The 25,159-nt window shown below is 65.2% G+C and carries 24 protein-coding genes; 15 read left to right on the top strand and 9 right to left on the bottom strand.

The genetic code is table 11. From position 1 onward, the window contains the following. Window positions 1-6 precede the first annotated feature (6 nt). The gene (gene holA, locus AB0362_RS14705; protein ID WP_317808899.1) at window positions 7-981 is read left to right on the top strand and encodes a DNA polymerase III subunit delta; all 975 of its coding nucleotides are present in this window, start codon (window positions 7-9) and stop codon (window positions 979-981) included. 81 nt (window positions 982-1,062) lie between these two features. On the opposite strand, the gene rpsT is transcribed toward holA, so the two are convergent. Beyond that, window positions 1,063-1,323, bottom strand: coding sequence for a 30S ribosomal protein S20 (gene rpsT / locus AB0362_RS14700; RefSeq protein WP_027497522.1), 261 nt, complete (start codon window positions 1,321-1,323; stop codon window positions 1,063-1,065). A gap of 355 nt (window positions 1,324-1,678) precedes the next feature. Between rpsT and AB0362_RS14695 the strand changes: the two genes are divergently transcribed. From AB0362_RS14695 to AB0362_RS14685, 3 genes are read left to right on the top strand one after another with little or no spacing between them, the layout of a single operon-like run. Then, a complete protein-coding gene (locus AB0362_RS14695) occupies window positions 1,679-3,238 on the top strand; it encodes a circularly permuted type 2 ATP-grasp protein (RefSeq protein ID WP_255183248.1) in 1,560 nt (519 codons plus the stop codon). Then, window positions 3,239-4,213, top strand: coding sequence for an alpha-E domain-containing protein (locus AB0362_RS14690; RefSeq protein ID WP_068052387.1), 975 nt, complete (start codon window positions 3,239-3,241; stop codon window positions 4,211-4,213). Window positions 4,214-4,221: 8 nt separating this feature from the next. Continuing rightward, window positions 4,222-5,052: a transglutaminase family protein gene (locus AB0362_RS14685; RefSeq protein ID WP_094671346.1), complete on the top strand. Its 831-nt coding sequence runs from the start codon at window positions 4,222-4,224 to the stop codon at window positions 5,050-5,052. Between the two features lie 48 nt (window positions 5,053-5,100). On the opposite strand, the gene AB0362_RS14680 is transcribed toward AB0362_RS14685, so the two are convergent. After that, window positions 5,101-5,670, bottom strand: a complete 570-nt coding sequence (locus tag AB0362_RS14680; protein WP_269593796.1) for a type II toxin-antitoxin system PemK/MazF family toxin — start codon at window positions 5,668-5,670, stop codon at window positions 5,101-5,103. A gap of 156 nt (window positions 5,671-5,826) precedes the next feature. On the opposite strand from AB0362_RS14680, the gene lepA reads away from it, so the two are divergent. Together lepA and AB0362_RS14670 are read left to right on the top strand one after the other, a co-directional pair. Further along, a complete protein-coding gene (lepA, locus tag AB0362_RS14675) occupies window positions 5,827-7,668 on the top strand; it encodes a translation elongation factor 4 (RefSeq protein ID WP_032379185.1) in 1,842 nt (613 codons plus the stop codon). Between the two features lie 147 nt (window positions 7,669-7,815). Further along, window positions 7,816-8,823: a nitronate monooxygenase gene (locus tag AB0362_RS14670; RefSeq protein WP_317808900.1), complete on the top strand. Its 1,008-nt coding sequence runs from the start codon at window positions 7,816-7,818 to the stop codon at window positions 8,821-8,823. Window positions 8,824-8,833: 10 nt separating this feature from the next. On the opposite strand, the gene AB0362_RS14665 is transcribed toward AB0362_RS14670, so the two are convergent. Beyond that, entirely contained in the window at window positions 8,834-10,879 is a 2,046-nt protein-coding gene (locus AB0362_RS14665) for a glycoside hydrolase family 15 protein (protein ID WP_094640199.1), read from the bottom strand. A 93-nt stretch (window positions 10,880-10,972) separates the two neighbouring features. Between AB0362_RS14665 and AB0362_RS14660 the strand changes: the two genes are divergently transcribed. The 6 genes from AB0362_RS14660 (at window position 10,973) to AB0362_RS14635 (ending at window position 15,392) form a co-directional block, all read left to right on the top strand. After that, complete coding sequence (locus tag AB0362_RS14660) at window positions 10,973-11,206, top strand: hypothetical protein (protein ID WP_317548650.1); 234 nt, start codon at window positions 10,973-10,975, stop codon at window positions 11,204-11,206. A 118-nt stretch (window positions 11,207-11,324) separates the two neighbouring features. Continuing rightward, entirely contained in the window at window positions 11,325-11,414 is a 90-nt protein-coding gene (locus tag AB0362_RS14655) for an Ms4533A family Cys-rich leader peptide (RefSeq protein ID WP_310180897.1), read from the top strand. A 203-nt stretch (window positions 11,415-11,617) separates the two neighbouring features. Beyond that, the gene (locus AB0362_RS14650; protein ID WP_317548649.1) at window positions 11,618-12,640 is read left to right on the top strand and encodes a sulfate ABC transporter substrate-binding protein; all 1,023 of its coding nucleotides are present in this window, start codon (window positions 11,618-11,620) and stop codon (window positions 12,638-12,640) included. Between the two features lie 6 nt (window positions 12,641-12,646). Then, on the top strand, window positions 12,647-13,540 hold the full coding sequence (cysT, locus tag AB0362_RS14645) for a sulfate ABC transporter permease subunit CysT (RefSeq protein ID WP_262498381.1): 894 nt from the start codon (window positions 12,647-12,649) through the stop codon (window positions 13,538-13,540). Continuing rightward, window positions 13,537-14,337, top strand: coding sequence for a sulfate ABC transporter permease subunit CysW (gene cysW / locus AB0362_RS14640; protein ID WP_149406210.1), 801 nt, complete (start codon window positions 13,537-13,539; stop codon window positions 14,335-14,337). The genes cysT and cysW overlap by 4 nt, the downstream gene beginning before the upstream one ends. Next, the gene (locus tag AB0362_RS14635) at window positions 14,337-15,392 is read left to right on the top strand and encodes a sulfate/molybdate ABC transporter ATP-binding protein (RefSeq protein WP_300522287.1); all 1,056 of its coding nucleotides are present in this window, start codon (window positions 14,337-14,339) and stop codon (window positions 15,390-15,392) included. The genes cysW and AB0362_RS14635 overlap by 1 nt, the downstream gene beginning before the upstream one ends. Here the strand turns inward: AB0362_RS14635 and AB0362_RS14630 are convergent. From AB0362_RS14630 to AB0362_RS14610, 5 genes are read right to left on the bottom strand one after another with little or no spacing between them, the layout of a single operon-like run. Next, window positions 15,352-16,188, bottom strand: a complete 837-nt coding sequence (locus AB0362_RS14630; RefSeq protein WP_317808901.1) for a sirohydrochlorin chelatase — start codon at window positions 16,186-16,188, stop codon at window positions 15,352-15,354. The two genes, AB0362_RS14635 and AB0362_RS14630, sit on opposite strands and share 41 nt — an antisense overlap. Continuing rightward, window positions 16,185-17,489: a GTP-binding protein gene (locus AB0362_RS14625; protein ID WP_317548647.1), complete on the bottom strand. Its 1,305-nt coding sequence runs from the start codon at window positions 17,487-17,489 to the stop codon at window positions 16,185-16,187. The genes AB0362_RS14630 and AB0362_RS14625 overlap by 4 nt, the downstream gene beginning before the upstream one ends. Next, window positions 17,489-18,433, bottom strand: coding sequence for a sulfate adenylyltransferase subunit CysD (gene cysD / locus AB0362_RS14620; protein WP_037193075.1), 945 nt, complete (start codon window positions 18,431-18,433; stop codon window positions 17,489-17,491). The genes AB0362_RS14625 and cysD overlap by 1 nt, the downstream gene beginning before the upstream one ends. Further along, a complete protein-coding gene (locus AB0362_RS14615; protein WP_317784451.1) occupies window positions 18,430-19,140 on the bottom strand; it encodes a phosphoadenylyl-sulfate reductase in 711 nt (236 codons plus the stop codon). Before AB0362_RS14615 ends, cysD begins: the two co-directional genes overlap by 4 nt. Further along, the gene (locus AB0362_RS14610; protein ID WP_317784450.1) at window positions 19,137-20,855 is read right to left on the bottom strand and encodes a nitrite/sulfite reductase; all 1,719 of its coding nucleotides are present in this window, start codon (window positions 20,853-20,855) and stop codon (window positions 19,137-19,139) included. The genes AB0362_RS14615 and AB0362_RS14610 overlap by 4 nt, the downstream gene beginning before the upstream one ends. Window positions 20,856-21,189: 334 nt before the next feature. Here AB0362_RS14610 and hemW point away from each other — a divergent pair, with 334 nt between their 5' ends. Beyond that, window positions 21,190-22,401 carry a radical SAM family heme chaperone HemW gene (gene hemW, locus AB0362_RS14605; RefSeq protein ID WP_317808904.1) on the top strand — a complete coding sequence of 404 codons (1,212 nt, stop codon included), beginning with the start codon at window positions 21,190-21,192 and terminating at the stop codon, window positions 22,399-22,401. A gap of 10 nt (window positions 22,402-22,411) precedes the next feature. Here the strand turns inward: hemW and AB0362_RS14600 are convergent, their stop codons facing one another. Continuing rightward, window positions 22,412-22,717 carry a type II toxin-antitoxin system VapB family antitoxin gene (locus AB0362_RS14600; protein ID WP_008715485.1) on the bottom strand — a complete coding sequence of 102 codons (306 nt, stop codon included), beginning with the start codon at window positions 22,715-22,717 and terminating at the stop codon, window positions 22,412-22,414. 133 nt (window positions 22,718-22,850) lie between these two features. On the opposite strand from AB0362_RS14600, the gene hrcA reads away from it, so the two are divergent. Together hrcA and dnaJ are read left to right on the top strand one after the other, a co-directional pair. After that, a complete protein-coding gene (gene hrcA / locus AB0362_RS14595; protein ID WP_027497502.1) occupies window positions 22,851-23,894 on the top strand; it encodes a heat-inducible transcriptional repressor HrcA in 1,044 nt (347 codons plus the stop codon). A gap of 98 nt (window positions 23,895-23,992) precedes the next feature. Beyond that, complete coding sequence (gene dnaJ / locus AB0362_RS14590; protein WP_317808906.1) at window positions 23,993-25,156, top strand: molecular chaperone DnaJ; 1,164 nt, start codon at window positions 23,993-23,995, stop codon at window positions 25,154-25,156. Window positions 25,157-25,159 lie beyond the last annotated feature (3 nt).

Genomic DNA, 25,159 nt, shown 5'->3' with positions numbered 1-25,159 from the left:
ACGATCATGGTCGTGACTTCGAGTGTGGCTCCTCTGCATCTGGTTCTCGGCGACGAGGAACTTCTGATGGATCGCGCGGTAGCTGCGATCGTGGCTCAGGTGCGTGCGAATGCTGCGATTCCGGGGGAGGACCTGCCGGTCACGCGGTTGCGCACCGGCGATGCCAGCGCTCCGGAGCTCGCCGAACTGCTCAGTCCCTCGCTGTTCGCCGAGGACCGTGTTCTCGTGCTCGAGGCCGCCGCCGAGGCAGGTAAGGACGCCGCAGCGCTGGTACTCGACGCGGCTACCGATCCGCCCGAGGGTGCTGTGGTGGTGGTCATGCACTCCGGCGGCGGCCGGGCCAAGGCGATGGTCGGAGCGCTGCAGAAATGCGGCGCAGAGGTGCACGAGTGCGCCAAGCTCACCAAGCCCGCCGAACGCATCGACTTCGTGCGCGGAGAGTTCCGTACCGCCGACATCCGGGTGAGCGGCGACGTGATCGAGGCGGTCGTCGAGTCCGTCGGCAACGAACTTCGCGAATTGGCTTCGGCCTGTTCGCAGTTGGTCTCCGATACCGGGGGCAAGGTCGACCTCGCCGCGGTGCGTCGGTACTACTCCGGCAAGGCCGAGGTCTCCGGATTCGACGTCGCGGACAAAGCGGTGATCGGAGACCGAGCCGGCGCTCTCGAGGCTCTGCGCTGGGCGATGCACCGGGGCGTGGCGCACGTGCTGCTCGCCGACGCGTTGGCCGATGCCGTCCGCACCATTGCGTTGGTGGGTTCGGCGGGCCGCGGCGACCCGTTCCGAATGGCAGGGGAACTGGGGATGCCGCCGTGGAAGATCAAGAAGGCGCAGGGCCAGGCGCGCGGCTGGAACGGCCGATCCATAGCCCAGGCGCTGCGCGTGGTGGCGCAGCTCAATGCAGACGTCAAAGGTCAAGCAGCGGACGCGGACTATGCGGTGGAGAAAGCAGTGGCCGAGGTCGCATCACTGGGTAGGTAGCGTCGGCAGAGTGCAGAGAGCACGAAAAAGCCCGCTGCATCCTGATCGGATGCGGCGGGCTTTTTCGAGCTCAGTGATGGATCAGAGCTTGTTGACTGCGAGAGCCAGTGCCGACTTCTTGTTGGCGGCCTGGTTCTTGTGGATGACGCCCTTGCTGGCGGCCTTGTCGAGCTTGCGGCCTGCATCGAGAAGAATCTCGGAAGCCTTGTCCTTGTCGCCCGCAGCCTGTGCCTCGCGGAACGAGCGGATGACGGTACGAAGCGAGGACTTCACCGACTGGTTGCGCAGGCGTGCACGCTCGTTGGTGAGAATCCGCTTCTTCTGGGACTTGATATTGGCCACGCGTAAAATCCTTGTCGTCTTCGTCGGTATTCCGGTCAGGGCTATCCATGCTGGAATGCCCGAAGTCTGCTGCTGAGCGTTGGAGCCCTGCGCCGAAGATCGAGAATACCAGTACCGCTGGACAGAACCCAATTCGGACTCTCCTCGAACACCGTTTCAAGAAATTAACGCTTCCACCGCGCCTAACTCCTGTCTCTGTAGCAACATGGCCAGAATGAGTCCGCGATCGGCAACGCATGCCGCCACCAAGGCCAAAGCGACCAGAACCAAGACAGCGGATCGCGTCGAACCCGAGCTCGACGGGGTGTTCGGGGGATACTCCGACGTCGGCAAGTACAGTCTCGCCTTCGACGAGATGTTCGACGCGGACGGGCGCACCCGAACTCCGTACAAGGGCATCCACACCGCGCTCGCGCCGGCGAACGCAGTGGACCTGGACGCGAGATCCGACGCGCTGGGACGCGCCTTCATCGACCAGGGCATCACGTTCTCCCTGTCGGGCCAGGAACGCCCGTTCCCGCTCGACCAGGTTCCCCGCGTCATCGCCGCAGGTGAATGGTCACGACTCGAGCGCGGCATCAAGCAGCGCGTCAAAGCCCTCGAGATGTTCCTGGCCGACATCTACGGCGACCAGGAAATCCTGCGCGACGGCGTCGTACCGAAGCGGCTGGTGACCTCCTGCGAGCACTTCCACCGCGAAGCGGTCGGCATCACACCGCCCAACGGTGTGCGCATCCACGTCGCCGGCATCGACCTGGTTCGTGACGCCCAGGGCACCTTCCGAGTGCTCGAGGACAACTTGCGGTCTCCGTCTGGCGTGTCCTACGTCATGGAGAACCGGCGCACGATGGCCCGGGTGTTCCCCGACCTGTTCGCCAGCCATCGCGTCCGCGCCGTCGGCGATTACGCCTCGCACCTGCTGCGAGCACTGCGCGCATCGGCCGCCCTCAACGAGGCCGATCCGACCGTGGTGGTTCTCACTCCCGGCGTGGCCAACTCGGCGTACTTCGAGCATTCGCTGCTCGCGCGACTGATGGGCGTCGAGCTCGTCGAGGGACGAGACCTGTTCTGCCGAGACAACATCGTCTACATGCGCACCACCGAGGGCGAGCGTCAGGTCGACGTCATCTACCGGCGTATCGACGACGACTACCTCGACCCCATGCAGTTCCGGCCCGACTCGGTGCTGGGAGTGGCAGGTCTGGTCAACGCCGCCCGCGCTGGCAACGTCGTCATCTCGAGTGCCGTCGGAAACGGCGTCGGCGACGACAAGCTCGTCTACACCTATGTTCCGACGATCATCGATTACTACATGGGCGAGAAGCCGCTGCTGGCCAACGTCGACACGTTCCGGTGCTGGCTCGACGACGAGTGCGAGGAAGTCCTCGACCGCATCGACGAACTGGTCATCAAGCCGGTGGAAGGTTCGGGCGGCTACGGCATCGTCTTCGGACCCGACGCCTCGCCGAAGGAACTCGCCACCATCAGCAAGAAGGTCCGCGCAGATCCGCGCGGTTGGATCGCCCAACCCGTCGTGCAGCTCTCGACGGTGCCGACCAAGATCGGTGACCGATTGGTACCCCGCCACGTCGACCTGCGTCCGTTCGCCGTCAACGACGGCGACGACGTCTGGGTGTTGCCGGGCGGCCTGACCCGCGTGGCGCTGCCGGAGGGATCCCTGGTGGTCAACTCCAGCCAGGGCGGTGGCAGCAAGGACACCTGGGTGCTCGCCACCCGAACCTCTCAGGAGGAGCAGGAACTTGCCGGCGAGGAGATCGTCAGCGTTCCGCCGGAGTCACCGATGGCCGAACAGGGCCCGGAGCTGACGATGGACCAGCAGATGAATCAGCAGCAACAGCAACAGCAGCAACAACAGCAGGCAACGAACTCGGACTCGAACGGCGGTGGACAGTAAATGCTCGCGCGCAACGCAGAGTCGCTCTACTGGATCGGACGGTACGTCGAGAGAGCGGACGACACTGCCCGCATTCTCGATGTCACCGTCCACCAGCTACTCGAAGACGCCACGGTCGATCCCGACCACACTTCGCGAGTGCTGTTGCGAGTACTCGGGTTCAAGCACGAGCCCGATGTCTCGCTCGACGTGTGGTCTCTGACCGAGGTCGTCGCCTTCAGCCGCGACGGACTGGGTTCGATCGTGGACTCGCTGTCGAGTGCCCGTGAGAACGCCCGTGGTGCTCGTGAAGTGACGTCCAGTGAGATGTGGGAATGCTTGAACACCACGTACAACGGGCTGAACGAGCGCATCAAGGCGTCCAAGCGCACCGGCCCGGCCGAGTTCTTCAGCTACATCGAGGAGCGCGCCGCGATGTTCGCCGGTCTCGCGGACTCCACCCTCAGTCACGACGACGGCTACCGCTTCCTCCTGCTCGGTCGCTCGGTCGAGCGCATCGACATGATCGTTCGGTTGTTGCTCTCGCGAGCCGGTGACCGGCCGTCGTCGCCGGCGTGGGTCACCGTGCTTCGCTCCGCCGGTGCACACGACACCTACCTGCGCACCTACCGCGGCGCGCTCGACGCGCAGCGAGTTCTCGAATTCATGCTGTTGGACAGGCTCTTTCCGCGATCGGTGTTCTACGCACTCAACGAGGCAGAACGTTCGCTCGATCAGCTCGACCACCAGCCCAACAGTCGAGTCGGTGCGCGCGCCGAGGCTCAGCGCCTACTCGGTCGCGCTCGTAGCGAACTCGAATTCCTCCGTCCCGGTGAAATTCTCGACGATCTGCAGGAGCGCTTGCTCTCGCTGCAGGAAACCTGCCGTGAACTCGGTGACGCGATCTCCAAGCAGTATTTCCACGCCGCTCCGTGGGTCGCGTGGACCGATGCCGGCTCCGGAACATTCGAAGATCAATTGGAAGGTGAACTGTGAGCTGGCGTATGCGTGTCGTGCACACCACGGGCTATCAGTACGACGCACCGGTGACGTCGTCGTACAACGAGGCTCGGTTGACGCCGCGAAGTGACAATCGGCAGAACGTGATTCTGAACCGAGTCGAGACCAACCCGGTGACGCGTTCCTACCGCTACACCGACTACTGGGGGACAGCGGTGACGGCGTTCGATCTGCACGCACCGCACACCGAGCTGGAGGTCACCGGATCGTCGGTGGTCGAGACCGATCCCTTCGTCTACCCGGACGAGAACGCTTCCTGGGAGGAACTCGCGAGCGAGCCGGTCATCGACCGCTTCAACGAGGTCCTCGACAACACCGAATACGTGCCGAAGAACAGGCAACTCGCGTCGGTGGCGAAGAAGCTGTCGAAGGGCCTACCGCCACAGGAATCGGTGGTGGAGATCTCCAACTGGGTCAACCAGGAGATGTCCTACGTGCCGGGAACCACCGGCGTGCACACCTCGGCCGTGGAAGCGTGGTCGGAGAAGAAGGGTGTCTGCCAGGACTACGCCCACCTGACGCTGCTGATGCTGCGCAGCATCGGCATCCCCAGCCGGTACGTCTCGGGTTACCTGCATCCCAAGAAACAGGCCGCGATCGGTGCGACGGTGGAGGGTCAGAGCCACGCGTGGATCGAGGCCTGGACCGGTGCGTGGTGGGGCTACGACCCGACCAACGCCATCGCCGTCAACGAGCAGCACGTGTCGGTCGGACTCGGCCGCGACTACGCCGACGTGCCGCCGCTCAAGGGCATCTTCTCCGGCGGCGGTTCGACGGCTCTCGACGTGGTCGTGGAGATCACCCGGTTGGCGTGAGCCTGGTACGCGTTGTGCGCCCGTTCATGGGCGCACAACGCGCACCCATCAGTTCCAGCCGAAGTCGCGGCGCAATCTCTGTGCGACGGAATCGAATTGGGGCTTGCTCAGAATCGCACCCTCGCGTCGGATGCCGTCCTCGGGCACGTCGAGCACTCGATCCAGACGAATCCAGCTCGGTCGGCCTTCGGCGTCCCACGGACCGGACCCGATCGACTGCCAGTCACGGTCTCCGTCGCGGCTGCTCTGACTCGACAACATCAGGCCGAGCAGATCGTTGCCCTCGCGGCCGATGACCAGGACCGGGCGGTCCTTGCCCTGGCTGGCGTCCTCCTCGTAGGTGACCCAGGTCCAGACGATTTCGCCGGGGTCGGCCTTGCCGTCCAGGTCGGGGGAGTACTCGATGGTGCGGGCGCGTTGCGCCGTGGGCCTTGTCTGCGACGCCACCGGTCGGCCAGGACGAGGAGTCGGAGCAGACGTGCGTGTGGCCGTCCCGCTGATCGCGTCCTTGCCCTTCTGCAGGGCTCCGGACTTCTGTAATTGACGCAGCAGTCGGGGACCCTCGCGCATCGCGATCTTGCTCAGTTCCTTGCCGAATCTGCTCCAGTTGCCAGCCATGCGGCGAGTGTAGCGATGCAGACTCTGCTGCTCATCGCCCGAACCGCGGCGACGAGAACACCCGAGTCGGACAGCCGGGGACGGCGAACCGTTCTCGGCGTGGGACGATAGGGAAACCCGTTCGCTCATTTCGAACACGCCAGCCGAAGGATACGAGTGCCCAGCTTCGCCGACACGACGTTCACCGATCCGTCCAGGATCAGGAACTTCTGCATCATCGCCCACATCGACCACGGCAAGTCGACGCTGGCCGACCGGATGTTGCAGCTCACGGGCGTCGTCGACGACCGGTCGATGCGCGCTCAGTACCTGGACCGGATGGATATCGAGCGCGAGCGCGGCATCACCATCAAGGCGCAGAACGTCCGGCTCCCGTGGGTCGTCGACGGCGAGGAATTCGTGCTGCACCTCATCGACACGCCCGGCCACGTCGACTTCACCTACGAGGTATCGCGCGCCCTCGAGGCTTGCGAAGGTGCAGTGCTGCTCGTCGACGCCGCGCAGGGCATCGAGGCGCAGACGCTCGCGAACCTGTACCTCGCTCTCGACAAAGAGCTCACCATCATCCCGGTGCTGAACAAGATCGACCTGCCCGCCGCCGACCCGGACCGCTACGCCGCCGAGATCGCCCACATCATCGGGTGCGAGGCCGACGACGTGCTCCGCGTGTCCGGTAAGACGGGTGTGGGCGTCGAGGAACTTCTCAACGAGGTCGTCAAGCTGGTTCCGGCCCCGGTCGGCAACCCGGACGGGCCTGCCCGCGCGATGATCTTCGACTCGGTCTACGACACCTACCGCGGCGTCGTCACCTACGTTCGCGTCGTCGACGGTGCGCTGAATCCGCGCGAGAAGGTCACGATGATGTCGACCGGCTCGACGCACGAGCTGCTCGAGGTCGGGATCGTCTCACCCGATCCGAAGGCGACCAAGGGCCTGGGCGTCGGCGAAGTGGGTTACCTCATCACCGGTGTGAAGGACGTCCGTCAGTCGAAGGTCGGCGATACCGTCACCACCTTCCGCAAGGGTGCGACCGAGCCGCTCACCGGCTACCGCGAGCCCCGTCCGATGGTGTACTCGGGCCTCTATCCGCTCGACGGTTCGGATTACCCCGACCTGCGTGACGCCCTCGAGAAGCTGCAGCTCAACGACGCGGCACTGACGTACGAGCCGGAGACGTCGGTGGCTCTCGGCTTCGGTTTCCGCTGTGGCTTCCTCGGTCTGCTGCACATGGAGATCACCCGCGAGCGGCTCGAGCGAGAGTTCAACCTGGACCTGATCTCGACGTCGCCGAACGTGGTCTACCGCGTCGAGATGGAAGACGGTGCCGAGCACATCGTCACCAATCCGTCGTACTGGCCCGAGGGCAAAGCGCGCGAAGTGTTCGAGCCGATGGTCAAGTGCACCATCATCTCGCCGAGCGAGTTCATCGGTTCCATCATGGAACTGTGCCAGGGACGACGCGGAGAACTCGGGGGCATGGACTATCTGTCCGAGACCCGCGTCGAGTTGCGGTACACCATTCCCATGGCCGAGATCATCTTCGACTTCTTCGACATCCTGAAGTCCCGAACACGCGGATACGCCAGCCTCGATTACGAGGAGATCGGCGAGCAGGCCGGTGCGCTGGTCAAGGTCGACATCCTGCTGCAGGGCGAGGCCGTGGACGCGTTCTCGGCGATCGTGCACAAGGACAACGCCGCGGCCTACGGCAACAAGATGACGACCAAGCTCAAGGAACTGATTCCGCGCCAGCAGTTCGAGGTGCCGATCCAGGCCGCCATCGGATCTCGCATCATCGCCCGCGAGAACATCCGCGCGATCCGCAAGGACGTTCTGGCCAAGTGCTACGGCGGCGACATCAGCCGTAAGCGCAAGCTGCTCGAGAAGCAGAAAGAGGGCAAGAAGCGGATGAAGACGATCGGCCGCGTCGAGGTGCCACAGGAAGCCTTCGTCGCCGCACTGTCCTCGGAATCCTCGTCGGACAAGCCCAAGAAGTAGGGCAGCGGTTGCCTGGCGCAACCTCACACCCTTTCTGTCGACTGCACGCCCCCGCTCGCATCGGAGCCGGGGCGCGCAGTTGTCAGTGAGGGCGCGCGGTCCCCACCACCTCCAGTCGCACATGGCGGGCGAGTACATTTCGAACCTGTGACGACGCCGATTCTGAAGCAGCTGCGTGTTCCCGTTGTCGGTGCGCCGATGGCAGGCGGCCCGAGTACTCCCGAACTCGCCCGTGCGGTGTCGGAGGCAGGTGGGCTCGGCATGATCGCCGGTGCGCTGTTGACACCCGAAGCCTTTGCGGCGCAGATCGATTCGGTGCGCAGTCTGCTGTTCGGTGTCAATCTCTTTCTGCCGGAGGAGCCATCGGGTGCGGATGTGGCGTCCTATGCCGAGCACCTGACGTCCTGGTTCGAGCGTTTCGACGCGGAGCCGGGAGAGTTGGTGCGCCGGGACGACTTCTACGCCGAGAAGTTCGCCTGGCTGCTGGCACACCCGGTACCGCTGGTGTCGAGTACGTTCGCGACGTTCGACGCGGACGAGGTCGCCCAGTTGCACGCCGTGGGAACCGAGGTGTGGGCCACCGTCGCCACCGCGTCGGACGCATCGGTGGCCACCGCGAACGGGGTGGACGCGCTCGTGGTGCAGGGACCCGAAGCGGGCGGGCACCGAGGCACGTTCGACGGGTCGGCCCCGGACGAGCCACTGACCGAACTGCTGATCGCAGTGCGTGAGACATCCGACCTACCGCGAATCGCCGCGGGCGGACTGATGGACGGCAACGACATTACGCCACTGCTCGATTCGGGTCTTGCGCACGCGGCTCAGCTCGGTACGGCGTTGTTGAACACGCCCGAGGCCGGCACCAAACCCGTACACCGCGAGCAACTGACGCTCGCTCCCGACACCGCGGTGACCAGGGCATTCTCCGGCCGCCCTGCGCGGGGTCTGGTGAACGAATTCATGCGCGAGAACTCCGGCGCCGCGCCGCTGGCCTATCCTGATCTGCACTACCTGACCGCGCCGATGCGAGCGAAGGCCGCGGCGGCAGGCGATCCGTCGGGACTGTCGATGTGGGCGGGCACCGGTTTTCGCCGGGCAAGGGCAAGGCCCGCGGCCGAGCTGATCGCCGAATGGGCGAGGCAACTCGGCCGCTGAGCCCTCCCTCTCAGGGGTTGGAGTGGGCGGGCTGGAAGTGCCCTGCCACCTGAGCTTCCTCGGCGCGGATGACGTGCACCACCGCGTTGATGAGTGCGAGGTGGGTGAACGCCTGCGGGAAGTTACCGAGGTGACGGCCGGTGCGGTGGTCGATCTCCTCGGCGTAGAGCTTGAGTGGGCTCGCGTATCCCAGCAGACGCTCGCAGAGGTGCTTGGCCCGAGGGAGCTCACCGATCTCGACCAGCGCCGACACCAGCCAGAAGGAGCAGATGGTGAACGTCCCTTCCTCGCCGGCCAGACCGTCGTCGGTGGTGTCGGTTCGGTAGCGCAGGACCAGGCCGTCCTCGGTCAGCTCGTCGGCGATGGCGAGCACTGTCGCGCGGATGCGTTCGTCCTCGGCAGGCAGGAATCGAAGCAGCGGTGCGAGCAGCAGTGACGCATCCAGCGACGGGTCACCGTAGCGCTGAGTGAGGACACCCCGAGAATCGGTGCCGTTCTCGAGAATGTCCGCCTTGATCTCGTCGGCGATTTCGTTCCACTTGGCCGAATACTCCTTCTCGCCGTGGATGTCGGCGAGCTTGGCCCCGCGGTCGAGTGCGACCCAACACATGAGCTTCGAGGAGGTGAAGTGCTGCGGTTCACCGCGCACCTCCCAGATGCCGCGATCGGGCTTGCGCCAGTTGGCGATCGCCTCCTCCACCTGTCGCTTGAGCAGGGGCCACAGGAATTCGGGGACGTGCTCGCGCGACTTGACGTGCAGATACACCGAGTCGAGCATCGTGCCCCAGATGTCGTGCTGCTCTTGGTCGTAGGCTCCGTTGCCGATACGTACCGGACGTGCACCGTCGTATCCGGACAGGTGCGGCAGCTCGCTCTCGTCGAGAGTCTTCTCGCCGCCGATGCCGTACATGACCTGGAGCGGATTGACCTCGCCGTTCGCCGTTGTCGCCACATCGGACATGAACGCGAAGAAGTCGTTGGCCTCACGGTCGAGTCCGAGTGTGTAGAGGCCCCACAGTGCGAACGTCGAGTCACGCACCCACGTGTAGCGGTAGTCCCAATTCCGTTCTCCACCCGGCGTTTCCGGAAGCGAGGTGGTCGACGCCGCGAGCAGTGCGCCGGTGGGGGCGTAGGTCAGTCCCTTGAGCGTGAGGGCACTGCGCTGCAGGTAACCCCGCCACGGGTGATCGGGGAACCGGCCGATCGTGATCCACTGCCGCCAGCATTCGGACGTGCGCCACATCTTGTCCGCGGCCTCCTCGAACGTCTGCGGCGCAGGCAGATCCGACCACGACAGAGCGACGAACACGTTGTCGCCCTCCGTCATTCGAGTGCGGGCGCGGGCTTCACGTCCTTCGATGCCGATGCGGAGATTGGTGGTCAGCTTCAACGTGGGCTGATCGCCGCCCGCACTGGCTTCGCAGGTGGCGGTGGTCTCCTCGTACACCTTGCCGGTGTACTCCCACTTCGCCGGCGCGCGGTGGTAGTCGAAGGCAGGCTCGCAGCTCATCTCGAGTTCGACTGTGCCGCTGACGCACTTGATGGTGCGCAGCAGGATGTGTTCGGCGTCCCAGTCGCTCGGTGCGCGCTTGTGGGTGCGAGAGCGCTGATCGGTGTTGTGCCACGGTCCCATGACGAGCGCGTCGCGGACGATGAGCCAACCGGTCTCGGTCTGCCACGTCGTCTCGACGATCAGGCCACCGGGCAGGTACCGCCGTGCCGCGGGCACCGACTGACCGTACGGCCCGACCCGGAAATGGCCTGCACTGCGATCGAGAACCGCGCCGAAGATGCTGGGGGAGTCCGGCCGAGGCACGCACATCCACTCGACCGATCCGTTTCGAGCGATCAAGCAGGTCGTCTCGCAGTCCGAAAGGAACGCATAGTCGTCGATCGGCGGAAAGGCGCTCCGGTAGGACGTCAGGGTGGACACCGGTGCGTCGGTGCTGCCCAACGCTCCCTGGACCTCGACGCCGCCCAACCCTGGATGCCCCGACCCCATGGCGGGCTCGTCGGCCACCGGGGGCACTGGCGAAAGATCTTCGTATGCCGTCATGGCGTAATCATCGACCGATAGATGGCATGCGTCCACTGCTGGTCGTCGATCGGCGTGGCGTGAGAGCGGAACGAGCTGGTTTAAGCTGCGAGGGTGGAATCGATCGCACGCTGGTGGGACGGCGTCGAACTGTGGGTGACGGGTTTGCCGTTCGTGCCACAGTCGGTAGTCGTGCTGCTGGTCATCGTGCCTACCGCGTTCCTGCTGGCACGAGTGTTCGATCGTGTGCTCGCGGTGGTTCTGCACCTGCTCGGGCGTGATGCACGGGCGGCTCGCGATGCGGAGCCGACGGGTGCGGCCACCACTACGACGAAGGATGGACAGTAATGCCACGGTCTCGGGTCACGTTGGCGCTCATCGCGCTGCTGGTGCTGGTTGTCATCGCCTGGTTGCTCACTCGATAGCCGATTAGAGTCGGTCCGGAACCTCTGCTAGATTTCTGACCGTGTCTTCTGCCGCCGAGTACCGCGTCCGCCATCAGTTGGCGTTGATCGCTGTCGGCATGCTGGCAGTCGCCGATATCGACTGTTGTTGATTCTTTCCTTCGTCGAATCGGTTCCGTCGATCCGTTGCCCACGCGCGTACTTCTCGCGGTCGGGCGGTTCACGACGTACTTTCTGCCGCCCTCGGTGATCTCGCGATGACTCGCGGCCACGGTGGTGCACCGGTTCGACTTCGGGAATGTCGACCATGCCCAGTTCGTACTCATTGCACACTGTCACGAAAGGCCTTTTCTCGATGAGGCACAGCTCTCGCTACCTGCTGACCACGTTCGCAGCTGTGGGAACCCTTCTGCTCACCGCATGCAACGGCGGATCCAGTGACGTCGTCGGCGGCGAGCCGGACACCGCGAGCGGCCCCGCACTGACCCTCGTGGGCTACGCCGTCCCCAAGAATGGTTGGGACGCAATCGGTCCCGCCTTCGCCGCAACCGAGGACGGTGACGGAACGGCGATCAACGCGGACTACGGCGCATCGGGCAACCAGTCACGCAAGGTGGCCGACGGCGCACCCGCCGATATCGTCAACTTCTCGGTCGAACCCGACATCACCCGTCTGGTGCAGGCAGGCAAGGTCGACGAGGACTGGAACCAGAATGCCTACGCCGGAGTGCCGTTCGGCTCCGTGGTGACCATCGTCGTGCGCGAGGGCAACCCCAAGAACATCCGTACCTGGGACGATCTGATCAAGCCCGACGTTCAGGTCATCAGCCCCAGCCCGCTCAGCTCGGGCTCGGCCAAGTGGAACCTGCTCGCTCCCTATGCGGCGAAGAGCAACGGCGGCCAGGACAAACAGGCCGGTCTCGACTTCGTTCGCACACTCGTCGCCGATCACTTCCCGGTTCAGCCCGAATCCGGCCGCGCCGCAACCGAAGCCTTCCTGCAGGGCCAGGGTGATGCGTTGCTCAGCTACGAGAACGAAGCACTCCTGATCGAGGAGCAGGGGCAGAACGTGGAGCACGTCGACGTTCCCGTGACATTCCGCATCGACAATCCCGTGGCAGTGATCAACGACAGCGCCAATCTCGATCGCGCCAATGCGCTGAACGATTTCGTCTACACCGACGAGGGCCAGAAGATCTGGGCGGAGGCCGGTTTCCGCCCGACGAACCCGGACATCGCCTCGGAGTATTCGGACAAGTTCTTCACTCCCGAAAAGCTGTACACCATCGATGATCTCGGTGGCTGGACGCAGGTCGACGCGGACCTGTTCGGCGACAACGGCGCAATTGCCACGATCTATCAGGAAAGTACTCGGTAGAGATCGATGCCATCTTCGACCACCGAAGCCGCAACTGCGGATTCGCCAGTCCCGCCCGGTACGAGACCTCGGTTTCGTGCCGGGCGGGAAGGCCGAAAGTTCAGGGGCCCTGGGTCGGTGGGGCCACTCGGTCTCGGGGTCGCCGTGTTGTGGCTGAGCGTCATCGTGTTGCTTCCTCTGGCGGCGTTGACGGTCCAGTCGTTCGACGACGGTCTCACCGGCTTCTGGAACGCGGTCACCGAGCAACGCGCGCTGGCCACGTTCAAGGTGACGTTGCAGGTGTCGGTGGCCGCGGCCGTGGTCAACCTCTTTCTCGGCACCCTCATCGCGTGGGTCCTGGTTCGTGACGAGTTTCCGGGCAAGCGTTTCGTCAACGCCCTGATCGATCTGCCGTTCGCACTGCCGACCATCGTGGCCAGCCTGGTTCTGCTGTCGCTGTACGGTCCGGCGAGTCCGGTCGGGTTGGTGTTCAACGCAACCAAGCCCGCGGTGATCGTCGCGCTGCTCTTCGTCACATTGCCGTTCGTGGTGCGAGCGGTTCAACCGGTGCTGATCGAGCTCGACAAGGACGTCGAGGAAGCCGCGGCCTCGCTCGGCGCGAACAACTGGACCATCTTCCGTCGCATCGTCCTGCCGGTCCTGCTGCCGGCGATCCTCAGCGGTGGGGGGCTCGCCTTCGCGCGCGCCATCGGTGAATTCGGGTCGGTGGTGCTCATCGGCGGCAACATCCCCAACGACACACAGGTGGCGTCGCAGTACATCCGTGAGCTCATCGAGTACGACCGCCCAACCGATGCGGCGGCGATCTCCGTGGTGCTGCTGGCGATCGCGTTCGCAGTGCTGTTCGTCCTTCGCGTGGTGGGCAATCGCCTGGCCCGACGTGAGGAGCAGATCTCGTGAAAATCGGTCTGCCGATCAAGCTGACGCTGCGCACCGTGGCTCTGCTGTATCTCGCCGTTCTGGTGCTCTTTCCACTCGCCACCATCCTGTTTCGCACGTTCGAGGACGGTGTCGTCACGTTCTGGGAGCAGATCACCACCCCGGCTGCACAGTCGGCACTGCAGCTGTCGTTGTTGATCGTCGCCATCGTGGTTCCGATCAACATCGTGTTCGGTGTGGTCACCGCACTGGCGCTCGTACGCGGACGGTTCCGTGGCAAAGGTGTCCTGGAAGCCATCGTCGATCTGCCGTTCGCGGTGTCGCCGATCATCACCGGCGTTGCGCTGATCCTGCTGTGGGGTGCCAATGGATGGTTCGGCGGAGTCGAAAGCCTCGGTTTCAAGGTCATTTTCGCGCTTCCCGGCATGGTCATCGCGACGATCTTCGTCACGCTGCCGTTCGTCGTGCGCGAGGTCGAACCCGTGCTGTACGAGATCGGTGAGGAGCAGGAAGAGGCCGCCTCGACGCTCGGTGCGTCGTCGTGGCAGACGTTCTGGCGCATCACTCTCCCGGCGATCCGGTGGGGGTTGACGTACGGCGTCGTACTCACCGTCGCACGGTCGCTCGGTGAATTCGGTGCGGTGATCATGGTCTCGACCAATCTGCCCGGTATCTCCCAAACGCTCACGCTGCTGGTCAATTCACGGTACGAGGACTTCAATCAGCAGGGCGCGTACGCCGCGTCCACACTGCTCATGGCGATAGCCGTCGTCGTGCTGCTGTTGATGACGGCCCTCGACAAGAAGAGGACGAAGTAATGACCGAGACATCCCCCGAGATCGAGATCTCCGTCGTCGGTGCCAACAAGCACTACGGCGACTTCGCAGCGCTCGACGACGTCAGCATCGACATCCCCAAGGGATCGTTGACGGCGCTGCTCGGGCCCAGTGGCTCGGGCAAGTCCACTCTGCTGCGCTCCATCGCCGGGCTCGAACAGCTCGACTCCGGTCGGGTGGTGCTCGCCGGCCAGGATGTGACGTGGGTGAGCCCGCAGCGCCGTGAGATCGGGTTCGTTTTTCAGCATTACGCGGCGTTCAAACACCTCACAGTGCGTGACAACGTCGCCTTCGGCCTGCAGATTCGTAAACGGCCCAAGGCCGAGATCGCCAAGAAGGTCGACGAGTTGCTCGAGATCGTCGGGCTCGCCGGGTTCCAGAGTCGCTACCCGGCCCAGCTGTCCGGTGGACAGCGCCAACGCATGGCGTTGGCCCGCGCACTCGCCGTCGACCCGCAGGTGCTGCTCCTTGACGAGCCCTTCGGCGCGCTCGACGCCAAGGTGCGGGCCGATCTCCGTACCTGGCTGCGTCGACTGCATGACGAGGTTCACGTCACCACCGTGCTGGTGACCCACGATCAGGAGGAGGCGCTCGACGTCGCCGATCGGATCGCGGTGCTCAACAAGGGCCGCATCGAACAGGTGGGCAGCCCGGAAGATCTCTACGATCGCCCGGCCAACAATTTCGTGATGTCGTTCCTGGGGCAGGTCGCCAAACTGAACGGACTTCTGGTGCGGCCGCACGACATACGCGTCGGACGCGATCCGTCGTTGGCGCAGGCTCAGGCCAGCGGGACGGCCGAATCGGCCGGTGTGACGCGGGCCGTCGTCGAGCGGGTGGTACACCTCGGCTTCGAGGTGAAGGTCGAACTGAAGAATGCGGCCACCGGTGAACTGTTCGCGGCGCAGATCACCCGCGGCGACAGTGAGGCGCTCGGTCTGCGCGAGGGCGAGACGGTGTACGTACGAGCGACTCGGGTGCCGAAAATCGCAGACGCTAGCGGTGCAGACGCGATTGCTGGTGCACCGGTTCGTTGAACCGGTGCGGTAGAGCGTTCGGCTCCGGTGCTGCACCAGCTCGTGCCGCAGGAGTGGAGCCTGCGGAACGACCCATCGAGACCGCGGAGTCGTAGCGCCGCGACACCAGATCTGCCAGCGCCGGATGTGCTCCGATGACCTCGGCATGCACCACGTTCGGCAGGCCGGCGACCGAGGCTTCGATCCTGTCGGTGAGCAGTCCCGGGGCCAGGAACCAGGGGGCCACGACGATGCGGTCGGCTCCCAGCGTGCGCAGTTGTGCGATCGCATCGGTGGGGGACGGGGAGACCGAGGTCGCAAAGCAGGTCACAGCTCCGGCCCAGTCTGTTCCGGCGAGCAGTTTCTGCGCGATCACCCGGGTGCGCTGATTCGCCGGTGCCACCGAGGAACCGACGGCTGCAAGGGCGATGCCGACCGTCGAATCGGTTACTGCGACACCGGTGTCGGTGATCCGGTCGCGGACTGCATCGATGAGGAGTCGGTCGTCTCCCAGAACGTCGGCCTGCGTTATCGAGACGTGCGGGTGTCGCGTTCTCGCGGCCTGCAGTAATTCGGGCAGATCGACTTTTGCGTGAAAAGCCTTGCCCAGCAACATCGGAACTGCGACTATGCGTCCGTGTCCGGCATCGGCCAGGTCGTCGACCACCTGATCGACGCCGGGCTCGGAAAGATCGAGAAACGCCACGCGCACGTCCAGATCCGGTCGCCGCCGACGCAGGGCGTCGACGGCGCGGTGAATCGTGGCGCTCGAGCGCGGGTCACGGCTACCGTGGGCAACCGCGATCAGTGCGCTCACGCGGGAACTGCCGACCCCAGCTCGACGGCAGCCAGAGCGTTGCCCACGAGCCCGGCAGCCAACGTGTTGCCGCCGGCCGGATCGATCAGCAGGAAGCTGCCCGTGTGCCGGTTGACGGCGTAGTCGTCTGCCACGATGGGCTCCGCGACGCGCACCGAAATTCGGCCGATCTCGTTGAGCTCCAACGACTCCGGGCCTTCCTGTGCGGTGAGCTCCTGCTCGTCGAACCGCTCGATCAGTGTCCCGACGATGGCCTGGGTGGTGCGAGTGCCGTGCTTGAGCAGCAGGCGAGCGCCCGGGCGAAGCGGCTTCTCGGCGAGCCAGCACACCGTGGCCTCGAAGTCGCCGATCGGCTCCGGTGCGTCCTGCGGGGAGGCGATGGTGTCGCCGCGCGAGACGTCGACATCGTCGGCGAGGACGAGGGTGACACTGCGTCCGGCATGAGCGGTACGCAATTCGCCGTCCGCGGTATCGATGCGCTCGACTGTCGTTCGGGTGCCGGAGGGCAGGATGACGACCTCGTCGCCGACGTCGACGGAGCCCGCTGCGACCTGGCCGGCATATCCGCGGTAGTCCGGGAAGTCCGCTGTGCGCGGCCGGATCACGTACTGCACGGGGAATCGCAGACCGACCCGGTGCGGTTCGGCGTCGACCGGAACCGACTCGAGGTGTTCGATGAGGGTGGGTCCGTCGTAGTACGGGGTCTTGTCCGACTTCACCGCGACGTTGTCGCCGTGCAGTGCGGACACCGGGATCTCGATGACGTCCTCGCTGGACCAGCCGAGGGAGGAGGTCAGCGAGTTGAACTCCGCCGAGATCTCGGCGAACACCGTTGCGGGGTCCTCGACCAGATCGATCTTGTTGACCGCGAGCACCAGGCGCGGAACGCCGAGCAGAGCGAGAACCGCTGCGTGCCTGCGGGTCTGCGTGATGACACCCTTGCGGGCGTCGACCAGCAGGATGACGAGCTGAGCCGTCGACGCACCGGAGACGGTGTTGCGGGTGTACTGCACGTGGCCGGGGGTATCGGCCAGTACGAACGAGCGGTGCGGCGTCGCGAAGTAGCGGTAGGCGACGTCGATGGTGATGCCCTGTTCACGTTCGGCGCGCAGACCGTCGACCAACAGCGACAGGTCCGGCGTGGCCAGGCCCTTGTCCACCGAAGCCCGAGTGACCGCGTCGATCTGGTCTGCCAGAACGGATTTGGTGTCGTACAAGAGCCGTCCGACGAGGGTGGACTTGCCGTCGTCGACGCTCCCCGCGGTGGCGAGGCGAAGAAGCTGCGTTCCTGTGCTGCTCATCAGAAGTATCCTTCTCGTTTGCGATCTTCCATGGCAGCCTCGGAGACGCGGTCGTCGCCGCGGGTGGCTCCGCGTTCGGTCAGCCTGGACGCGGCTACCTCGGCGAGGATTGCCTGGTTGTCGGCGGCCTCGGACAGCACTGCGCCGGTGGTGGATCCGTCGCCGACGGTGCGGTAGCGCACCGACAGGGTCTGCAGCTCCTCGTTCTCGGCCGGTCCGCCCCAGACGCCGGGCGTCATCCACATGCCGTCACGCTGGTAGACGGGTCGCTGATGGGCGTAGTAGATGCTCGCCAGTTCCACGTCGTCACGGGCGATGTAGCGCCAGATGTCGAGTTCGGTGAAGTTGCTGAGAGGGAACACGCGCACCTGCTCGCCGGGGGAATGCTTGCCGTTGTACAGGTTCCACAGTTCGGGTCGCTGTTTCTTGGGCTCCCATTGGCCGAATGCGTTGCGCAGCGAGAAGATTCGCTCTTTCGCACGAGCTCGTTCCTCGTCGCGTCGGGCACCGCCGAAGACGGCGTCGAACCGATTCTCGGAGATCGCGTCCAGGAGGGGCACGGTCTGCAGCGGGTTGCGGATGCCGTCGGGGCGCTCGGTGAGGCGTCCGTCGGCGAGGTACTCCTCGACGCTGGCCACGTGCAGGCGCAGGTTGTACTTGGCGACCACGTGATCGCGGAAGTCCAGTACCTCCTGCAGGTTGTGTCCGGTGTCGACGTGCAGCAGTGCGAACGGCAGGGGAGCGGGCCAGAACGCCTTGATTGCCAGGTGCAGCAGAACTGTCGAGTCCTTGCCGCCGGAGAACAGGATGACGGGGCGCTCGAACTCGCCCGCCACCTCACGGAAGATGTGGATGGCCTCGGATTCGAGTGCGTCGAGGGTGTCGAACCGATCTGCGTCGAGATGGGTCCGACCGACGGTGGCCGAGGTGAGATCGAGTGTCATGAGGCGTGCAACCCACATTCGGTCTTGGCCTTGCCGGCCCAACGACCGCTACGCGGGTCGGCTCCGGGGGCAGGTTTGACGGTGCACGGTGCGCACCCGATGGACGGATAGCCTTCGTCGACGAGGGGATTGACCAGAATCGAATGTTCGTCGATGTAGGCCTGCATCTGCTCGTCGGACCACGGCGCGATCGGGTTGATCTTGACCAGACCGAAGGCGTCGTCGAACGAGATGAGCGGGGCGTTGGCGCGGGTGGGGGCCTCGACTCGGCGGATACCGGTGACCCAGGCGCTGTAGTTGGCCAGTTCCTTCTTCAAGGGTGCGACCTTGCGCATCGCGCAGCAGCGATTGGGCTCGCGGGCGAACAGGTCCTTGCCGTCGATCGCATCCTGTTCTGCGACAGTCTTCTCGGCTCGGGCGTTGACGACCCGGACGCCGTAGACGGACTCGACGGCGTCGCGCGTCCCGATGGTCTCGGCGAAGTGGTAGCCGGTGTCGAGGAACAGCACGTCCACACCGGGATGAATCTGTGCGGCGAGGTGAACGAGCACCCCGTCCTGCATGTTGGAGGCAACGATGAAGTCGTCACCGAAGTTGTCCTCGGTCCACTGCAACAGCTCCAGTGGGCTCGCTCCGTCGAGTTCGCGGGCACCGCGCTCGGCGATGTCCTTCAATTCCTCTACCGTCAAATTCAGCCTGGTACTCATCGCAAATCCGCCTCGTCTGCTCGCACGGCCCACTGAGCGAACCGTTCGCCGTCCTCGCGGTGCTTGTCGAAATTGCGCACCACTCTGTCGATGTAATCTCCCAGCTCGGAGCTGTTGACCTTGTGCTGGCGCAACTTTCGGCCGAACGCACTGTCCAGGCCGAGGCTGCCTCCGAGATGAACCTGGAAACCCTCGATCTGATTCCCGTCCCCGTCGTCGACCAACAGGCCCTTGAAGCCGATGTCGGCGATCTGCGATCGTGCGCACGAGTTGGGGCAGCCGTTGATGTTGATCGTGATCGGCACGTCGAGCTTGCTGTTGATGTCGGACAGGCGCTCTTCGAGCTCCGGTACGAGAACCTGTGAGCGCTTGCGTGTTTCGGCGAACGAGAGCTTGCAGAATTCGATTCCGCTGCACGCCATCAGGTTCTTGCGCCAGTGCGAGGGTCGGGCAGGTAGGCCCAACGCATCGAGGTCCGAGATCAGCTGTTCGAGCGTTTCGTCGGGAACGTCGAGGACGATCAGCTTCTGGTACGGCGTGAATCGCACGCGATCCGACCCGGCCTTCTCGGCGGCGTCGGCGACGGCGGCGAGGATGGTGCCGGAGACGCGGCCCGCGATGGGTGCCACCCCGACGGCGTTGAGGCCGTTCTTGAGCTTCTGGATCCCGACGTGATCGCGGGGCCGAGCGGGCTTCTCGGGTGCCGGGCCGTCGATGAGCTTGCGGTGCAGGTATTCGTCCTCGAGGACCTGGCGGAACTTCTCGATGCCCCAGTCCTTGATGAGGAACTTCAGGCGTGCCTTGGTACGAAGCCGGCGGTAGCCGTAGTCACGGAAGATCGAGACGACGCCTTCCCACACGTCGGGAACGTCCTCGAGCGGAACCCAGACGCCGACTCGCTGAGCGAGCATGGGGTTGGTGGACAGGCCGCCGCCGACCCACAGGTCGAGTCCGGGCCCGTGCTCGGGATGCACGACGCCGACGAACGCGCAGTCGTTGATCTCGTGCACCACGTCCTGCAGGCCCGAGATCGCCGTCTTGAACTTGCGCGGCAGGTTGGAGTACTCGGGCTTGCCGATGTAGCGCTCGACGATCTCGTCGATGGCGGAGGTGGGGTCGAGGATCTCGTCGACGGCCTCGCCCGCGAGCGGGGAACCGAGCACCACTCGGGGGCAGTCGCCGCACGCCTCGGTGGTCTTCAGGCCGACCGCTTCGATTCGACGCCAGATCTCGGGGACGTTCTCCACCTCGACCCAGTGGAACTGCACGTTCTCCCGATCGGAGAGGTCTGCGGTGTCGCGACCGAACTCCTGGGAGATCTGCGCCAGAGTGCGCAGTTGCTCGAGGTTCAGCGCACCGGCATCGCACCGGATCCGCATCATGAAGTACTTCGCCTCGAGGAGGTCGATGTTGTCGTCACCGGTGAAGGTGCCGTCGTAGCCCTGCTCACGCTGGGTGTAGAGGCCCCACCAGCGGAAGCGGCCGCGAAGATCGCCCTTGTCGATGCTGTCGAACCCCTGCTTGGAGTAGATGTTCTCGATGCGGGCTCGCACGTTGAGCGGGTTGTCGTCCTTCTTGGACTGCTCGTTGGCGTTCAGTGGCTCCCGGTACCCCAGTGCCCACTGTCCCTCGGCTCGACGCTTGGTCGGCCGCGGTGTGCGCTCCCGTGGTGTGACGGAGGCAGCGTCGGTGGTCGCGTCGCTGGTCGACGACATGCATTGCTCCTGCATCTTTGTGCTGGCCGGTACCCGGCACGAGCGCAGATGAGTGCGCTCGCGACGACAGTGGGAAACCGGTGGATCGAATGGACGTGCTCGAAGGAGGGCTGGTCAGCAGCCGGTCGTGTATCGACACGACGCGCTGCAGACACGGCCGAGATCGACATGGCGGCGCGCCACGAGTCGAATTCCTGAGTCGGTCACGGGAGTCATTGTGCCACGTCATCGGGGCGATGGACGACCGCGGCGGCTATTTACCCCGATTTCGAGGTAAATAGGCTGGCAGGGCGGGTGGGATCGGGTAAGCCCGAACTCTGGGACACTGGAGGGCGTGAATACCGTCGTACCCGTCCCGTCCACCTTCGAGTTGCCGACCGAGGCGTTCGACGGAGTGGGGGACCGCGCGTTCGGGATCTACGTGCACGTTCCGTTCTGCGCCACGCGGTGCGGGTACTGCGACTTCAACACCTACACGGCGGGTGAGCTGGGCACATCGGCGTCGCCGCAGTCCTGGCTGGAGGGCCTGCGACGTGAGTTGGACACCGCCGCGGGGCTGATGCAGGCCCGCACGGGTCGCGTTCCGACGGCAGACACCGTCTTCGTCGGCGGTGGCACGCCCTCGCTGCTGGGGGGCGACGGTCTGGCCGACGTCCTGGGTGCGGTTCGGTCCAGTTTCGGATTGACCGATGGCGGCGAGGTGACCACGGAATCCAACCCGGAATCGACGTCACCGGAATTCTTCGACCGGCTCCGCGACTCGGGCTTCACCCGCATCTCGCTCGGAATGCAGTCCGCTGCACCACATGTGCTTGCCGTCCTCGATCGCACCCACACGCCCGGTCGAGCGGTCGCCGCGGCAAAGGAAGCGCGCGCGGCCGGTTTCGAGCACGTCAATCTCGACCTCATCTACGGCACTCCCGGCGAGCGAGACATCGATCTGGACCAGTCCCTCGCGGCAGTGCTCGAGGCCGGCGTCGACCACGTCTCGGCCTACGCGCTGATCGTCGAGGACGGCACCGCCATGGCCCGCAAGGTTCGCCGCGGTGAGTTGCCTGCACCCGACGACGACGTGCTGGCGAGCCGATACGAACGCATCGACACGGCGATGAACGCCGCAGGGCTGTCCTGGTACGAGGTGTCGAACTGGGCCACCGACGCCGACGCGCAGTGCCGCCACAACATCGGCTACTGGGACGGCGGCGACTGGTGGGGCGCTGGGCCCGGTGCACACAGCCACATCGGCGGCACCCGGTTCTGGAACGTCAAACACCCGGCCGCGTACGCCGATCGCCTTGCCGCAGGACACCTACCGGTGCACGGCAGCGAATTGCTCAGCGCCGAGGATCGACACCTGGAAGAGCTGATGTTGACCGTCCGTCTCCGCTCGGGAGTGCCGATGAGGTTGCTCGGGCCGGCCGAGCGCGCCGCTGCCGAACAGACCGTCGCAGACGGGTTGATGGTGCGCCGCGGAGAACGACTCGTGCTCACCGACCGGGGCCGATTGCTGGCCGACGCGGTGGTGCGCACCATCGCTGCCGCCTGAACAGTCTGTTTCAGGCTCCGAGGGCGTCGTAGTCGAACACCCTGGCGTGCAACACCGTTCGATTGCGCAGTGCCGCACGCACTGCGCGGTGCAAGCCGTCTTCGAGGTAGATGACGCCGCGGAACTGCACCGCGTGGGGGAACAGATCGCCGTAGAAGGTGGAGTCCTCGGACAGCAATCTGTCCAGCTCGAGCACCTTGGTGGTGGTGACGATCTCGTCCAGACGCAGCTGGCGTGGCGGGATTCTCGACCAGTCTCTGATGGACAGACCGTGCTCGGGGTACGGCTTTCCGTCACGAACACCCTTGAAGATCATCGCGAGCCTCGAGCCGCTGGACCGAATCGAAAGAACGTTTCCACTCGGACCACAGTAAGGCCTTGCACGAGCATGCGTTCGCCGGCTACTAGACTCGAGCGACGATTGGAAACGAGAACGGAGGTGGGCACCGATGTCGAGCACCGACGACAGGCGGTTCGAGGTTCTACGAGCGATCGTGGCGGACTACGTGTCCACCCAGGAACCCGTCGGTTCACGTGCCCTGGTCGAACGCCACAACCTGGGGGTGTCCAGTGCAACGGTGCGCAACGACATGGCCGTGCTCGAGGCCGAGGGATACATCGCGCAGCCGCACACCAGTTCCGGTCGGGTGCCGACCGACAAGGGCTATCGGCAGTTCGTCGACCGAATAGCGGACGTCAAGCCGCTGTCCGCGGCCGAACGCCGCGCCATCCTCGAGTTCCTCGAGAACGGCGTCGACCTGGACGACGTGCTGCGACGCGGCGTCCGCTTGTTGGCCCAGTTGACCCGGCAGGTTGCCGTGGTGCAGTACCCCACGCTGTCGGCGTCCTCGGTTCGCCACCTGGAAGTGGTGGCGCTCACTCCGGCCCGGCTGCTGCTGGTGCTCATCACCGACTCCGGGCGAGTCGATCAGCGCATCGTCGAACTCGGTGACGTCATCGACGACGAGAATCTTGCGCAGCTGCGGCGTCTTCTCGGCGGTGCACTCGAGGGCAAGCGTCTGGCGGCGGCATCGGCTGCGGTGGCCGAACTCGCCGAGAACGCTCCACCTGCGCTACGCGACGCGATGATTCGATCGGCCACGGTGCTGGTGGAATCGCTGGTGGAGCATCCCGAGGAACGCCTGGTTCTCGGCGGTACGGCGAACCTGACGCGCAATGCCGCCGATTTCGCCGGCGACGCGGGGTTTCCCGGATCGCTCAGGGCGGTACTCGAGGCGCTGGAAGAGCAAGTGGTCGTCCTCAAGCTGCTCGCAGTGACGCAGGACACCCGCACCGTCACGGTGCGGATCGGCGAGGAGACGCAGGTCGAGGAAATGCGCGGGACATCGGTGATTTCCACCGGGTACGGGTCGGCTGGCATGGTCCTCGGAGGAATGGGTGTTCTCGGGCCGACCCGAATGGACTACCCAGGAACAATTGCGTCGGTCGCCGCGGTTGCCAGGTACATCGGCGAGGTCCTGGCCGAGCGCTGAGACGAGCGAGAATCGATCGAACGCCGGCGGCGGGGGCACGGACGGCCGGCACACAGCTTCACCGAACGAGATTCATCTTCTAGGACGAAAGAGACGACGTGGCACGGGATTATTACGGGACTTTGGGCGTCGGCCAGCAGGCGACGGACCAGGAGATCAAGCGCGCCTACCGCAAGCTGGCGCGAGAGCTGCACCCGGACGTCAACCCGGACGAGGCCGCGCAGGCTCGGTTCAAGGACATCTCGACCGCATACGAGGTGCTCTCCGATCCGGAGAAGCGTCGCATCGTCGACCTCGGCGGCGACCCGCTGCAGCAGGGCGGCGGCGGAGGCGGCGGCGGTGGTGGATTCGGTGGAGCCGGATTCGGCGGCGGCCTGGGAGATGTGTTCGAGGCGTTCTTCGGCGGCGGCGCGGGCGGATCCCAGCGCGGGCCCAAGGGGCGCGTCCAGCCGGGAGCGGATTCGCTGTTGCGTACCAAGCTCACCCTCGACGAGTGCGCCACGGGCGTGACCAAGCACATCACCGTCGACACGGCGATTCTCTGCGACCTGTGCACGGGCTCGGGCACCAACGGTGACTCCAAGCCGGTTCGCTGCGATACCTGCGGCGGTGCCGGTGAAGTGCAGTCGGTGCAGCGCTCGTTCCTCGGCCAGGTCATGACCAGCCGTCCGTGTCCCACCTGCCGCGGCGCAGGCGAGACCATTCCCGACCCCTGCCGCAAGTGTGGCGGCGACGGTCGCGTCCGGTCGCGTCGCGACATCTCGGTCAAGGTGCCGGTCGGCGTGAGCAACGGCATGCGCATTCGACTGGCCTCTCAGGGCGAGGTCGGTCCCGGCGGCGGACCCGCGGGAGACCTGTACGTGGAGATCGTCGAACAGCAGCACGAGGTGTTCGTTCGCGACGGTGACGACCTGCACTGCACCGTCCGTGTTCCGATGGTCGACGCCGCTCTCGGCACCGCGGTCAACATCGACGCGATCATCGACGGACCCACCGAGATCTCGATCGAGCAAGGCACACAACCGAATTCGACGACGGTGCTGCGCGGTCACGGTATGCCCAAGCTGCGGTCCGGTATTCGCGGCGATCTGCACGCGCACCTCGAGGTCATCGTGCCGACCAAGCTCGACAGCAAGCAGACCCATCTGCTCGAACAGCTCAGGTCGATGCGCGACCGTGACTCGGCGGAGGTCGTCACCACCGGTTCGGCGCACAGCGGCGGCCTGTTCTCGCGGTTGCGGGAAGCGTTCAGCGGTCGCTGATCG

Origin of the sequence: Rhodococcus sp. NPDC079359 (genome assembly GCF_040702585.1) — a bacterium.
Classification (GTDB): Bacteria; Actinomycetota; Actinomycetes; order Mycobacteriales; family Mycobacteriaceae; genus Rhodococcoides.
Note: the sequence above shows the minus strand (reverse complement) of the source record. Positions and strands in the feature narration are given on the sequence as shown.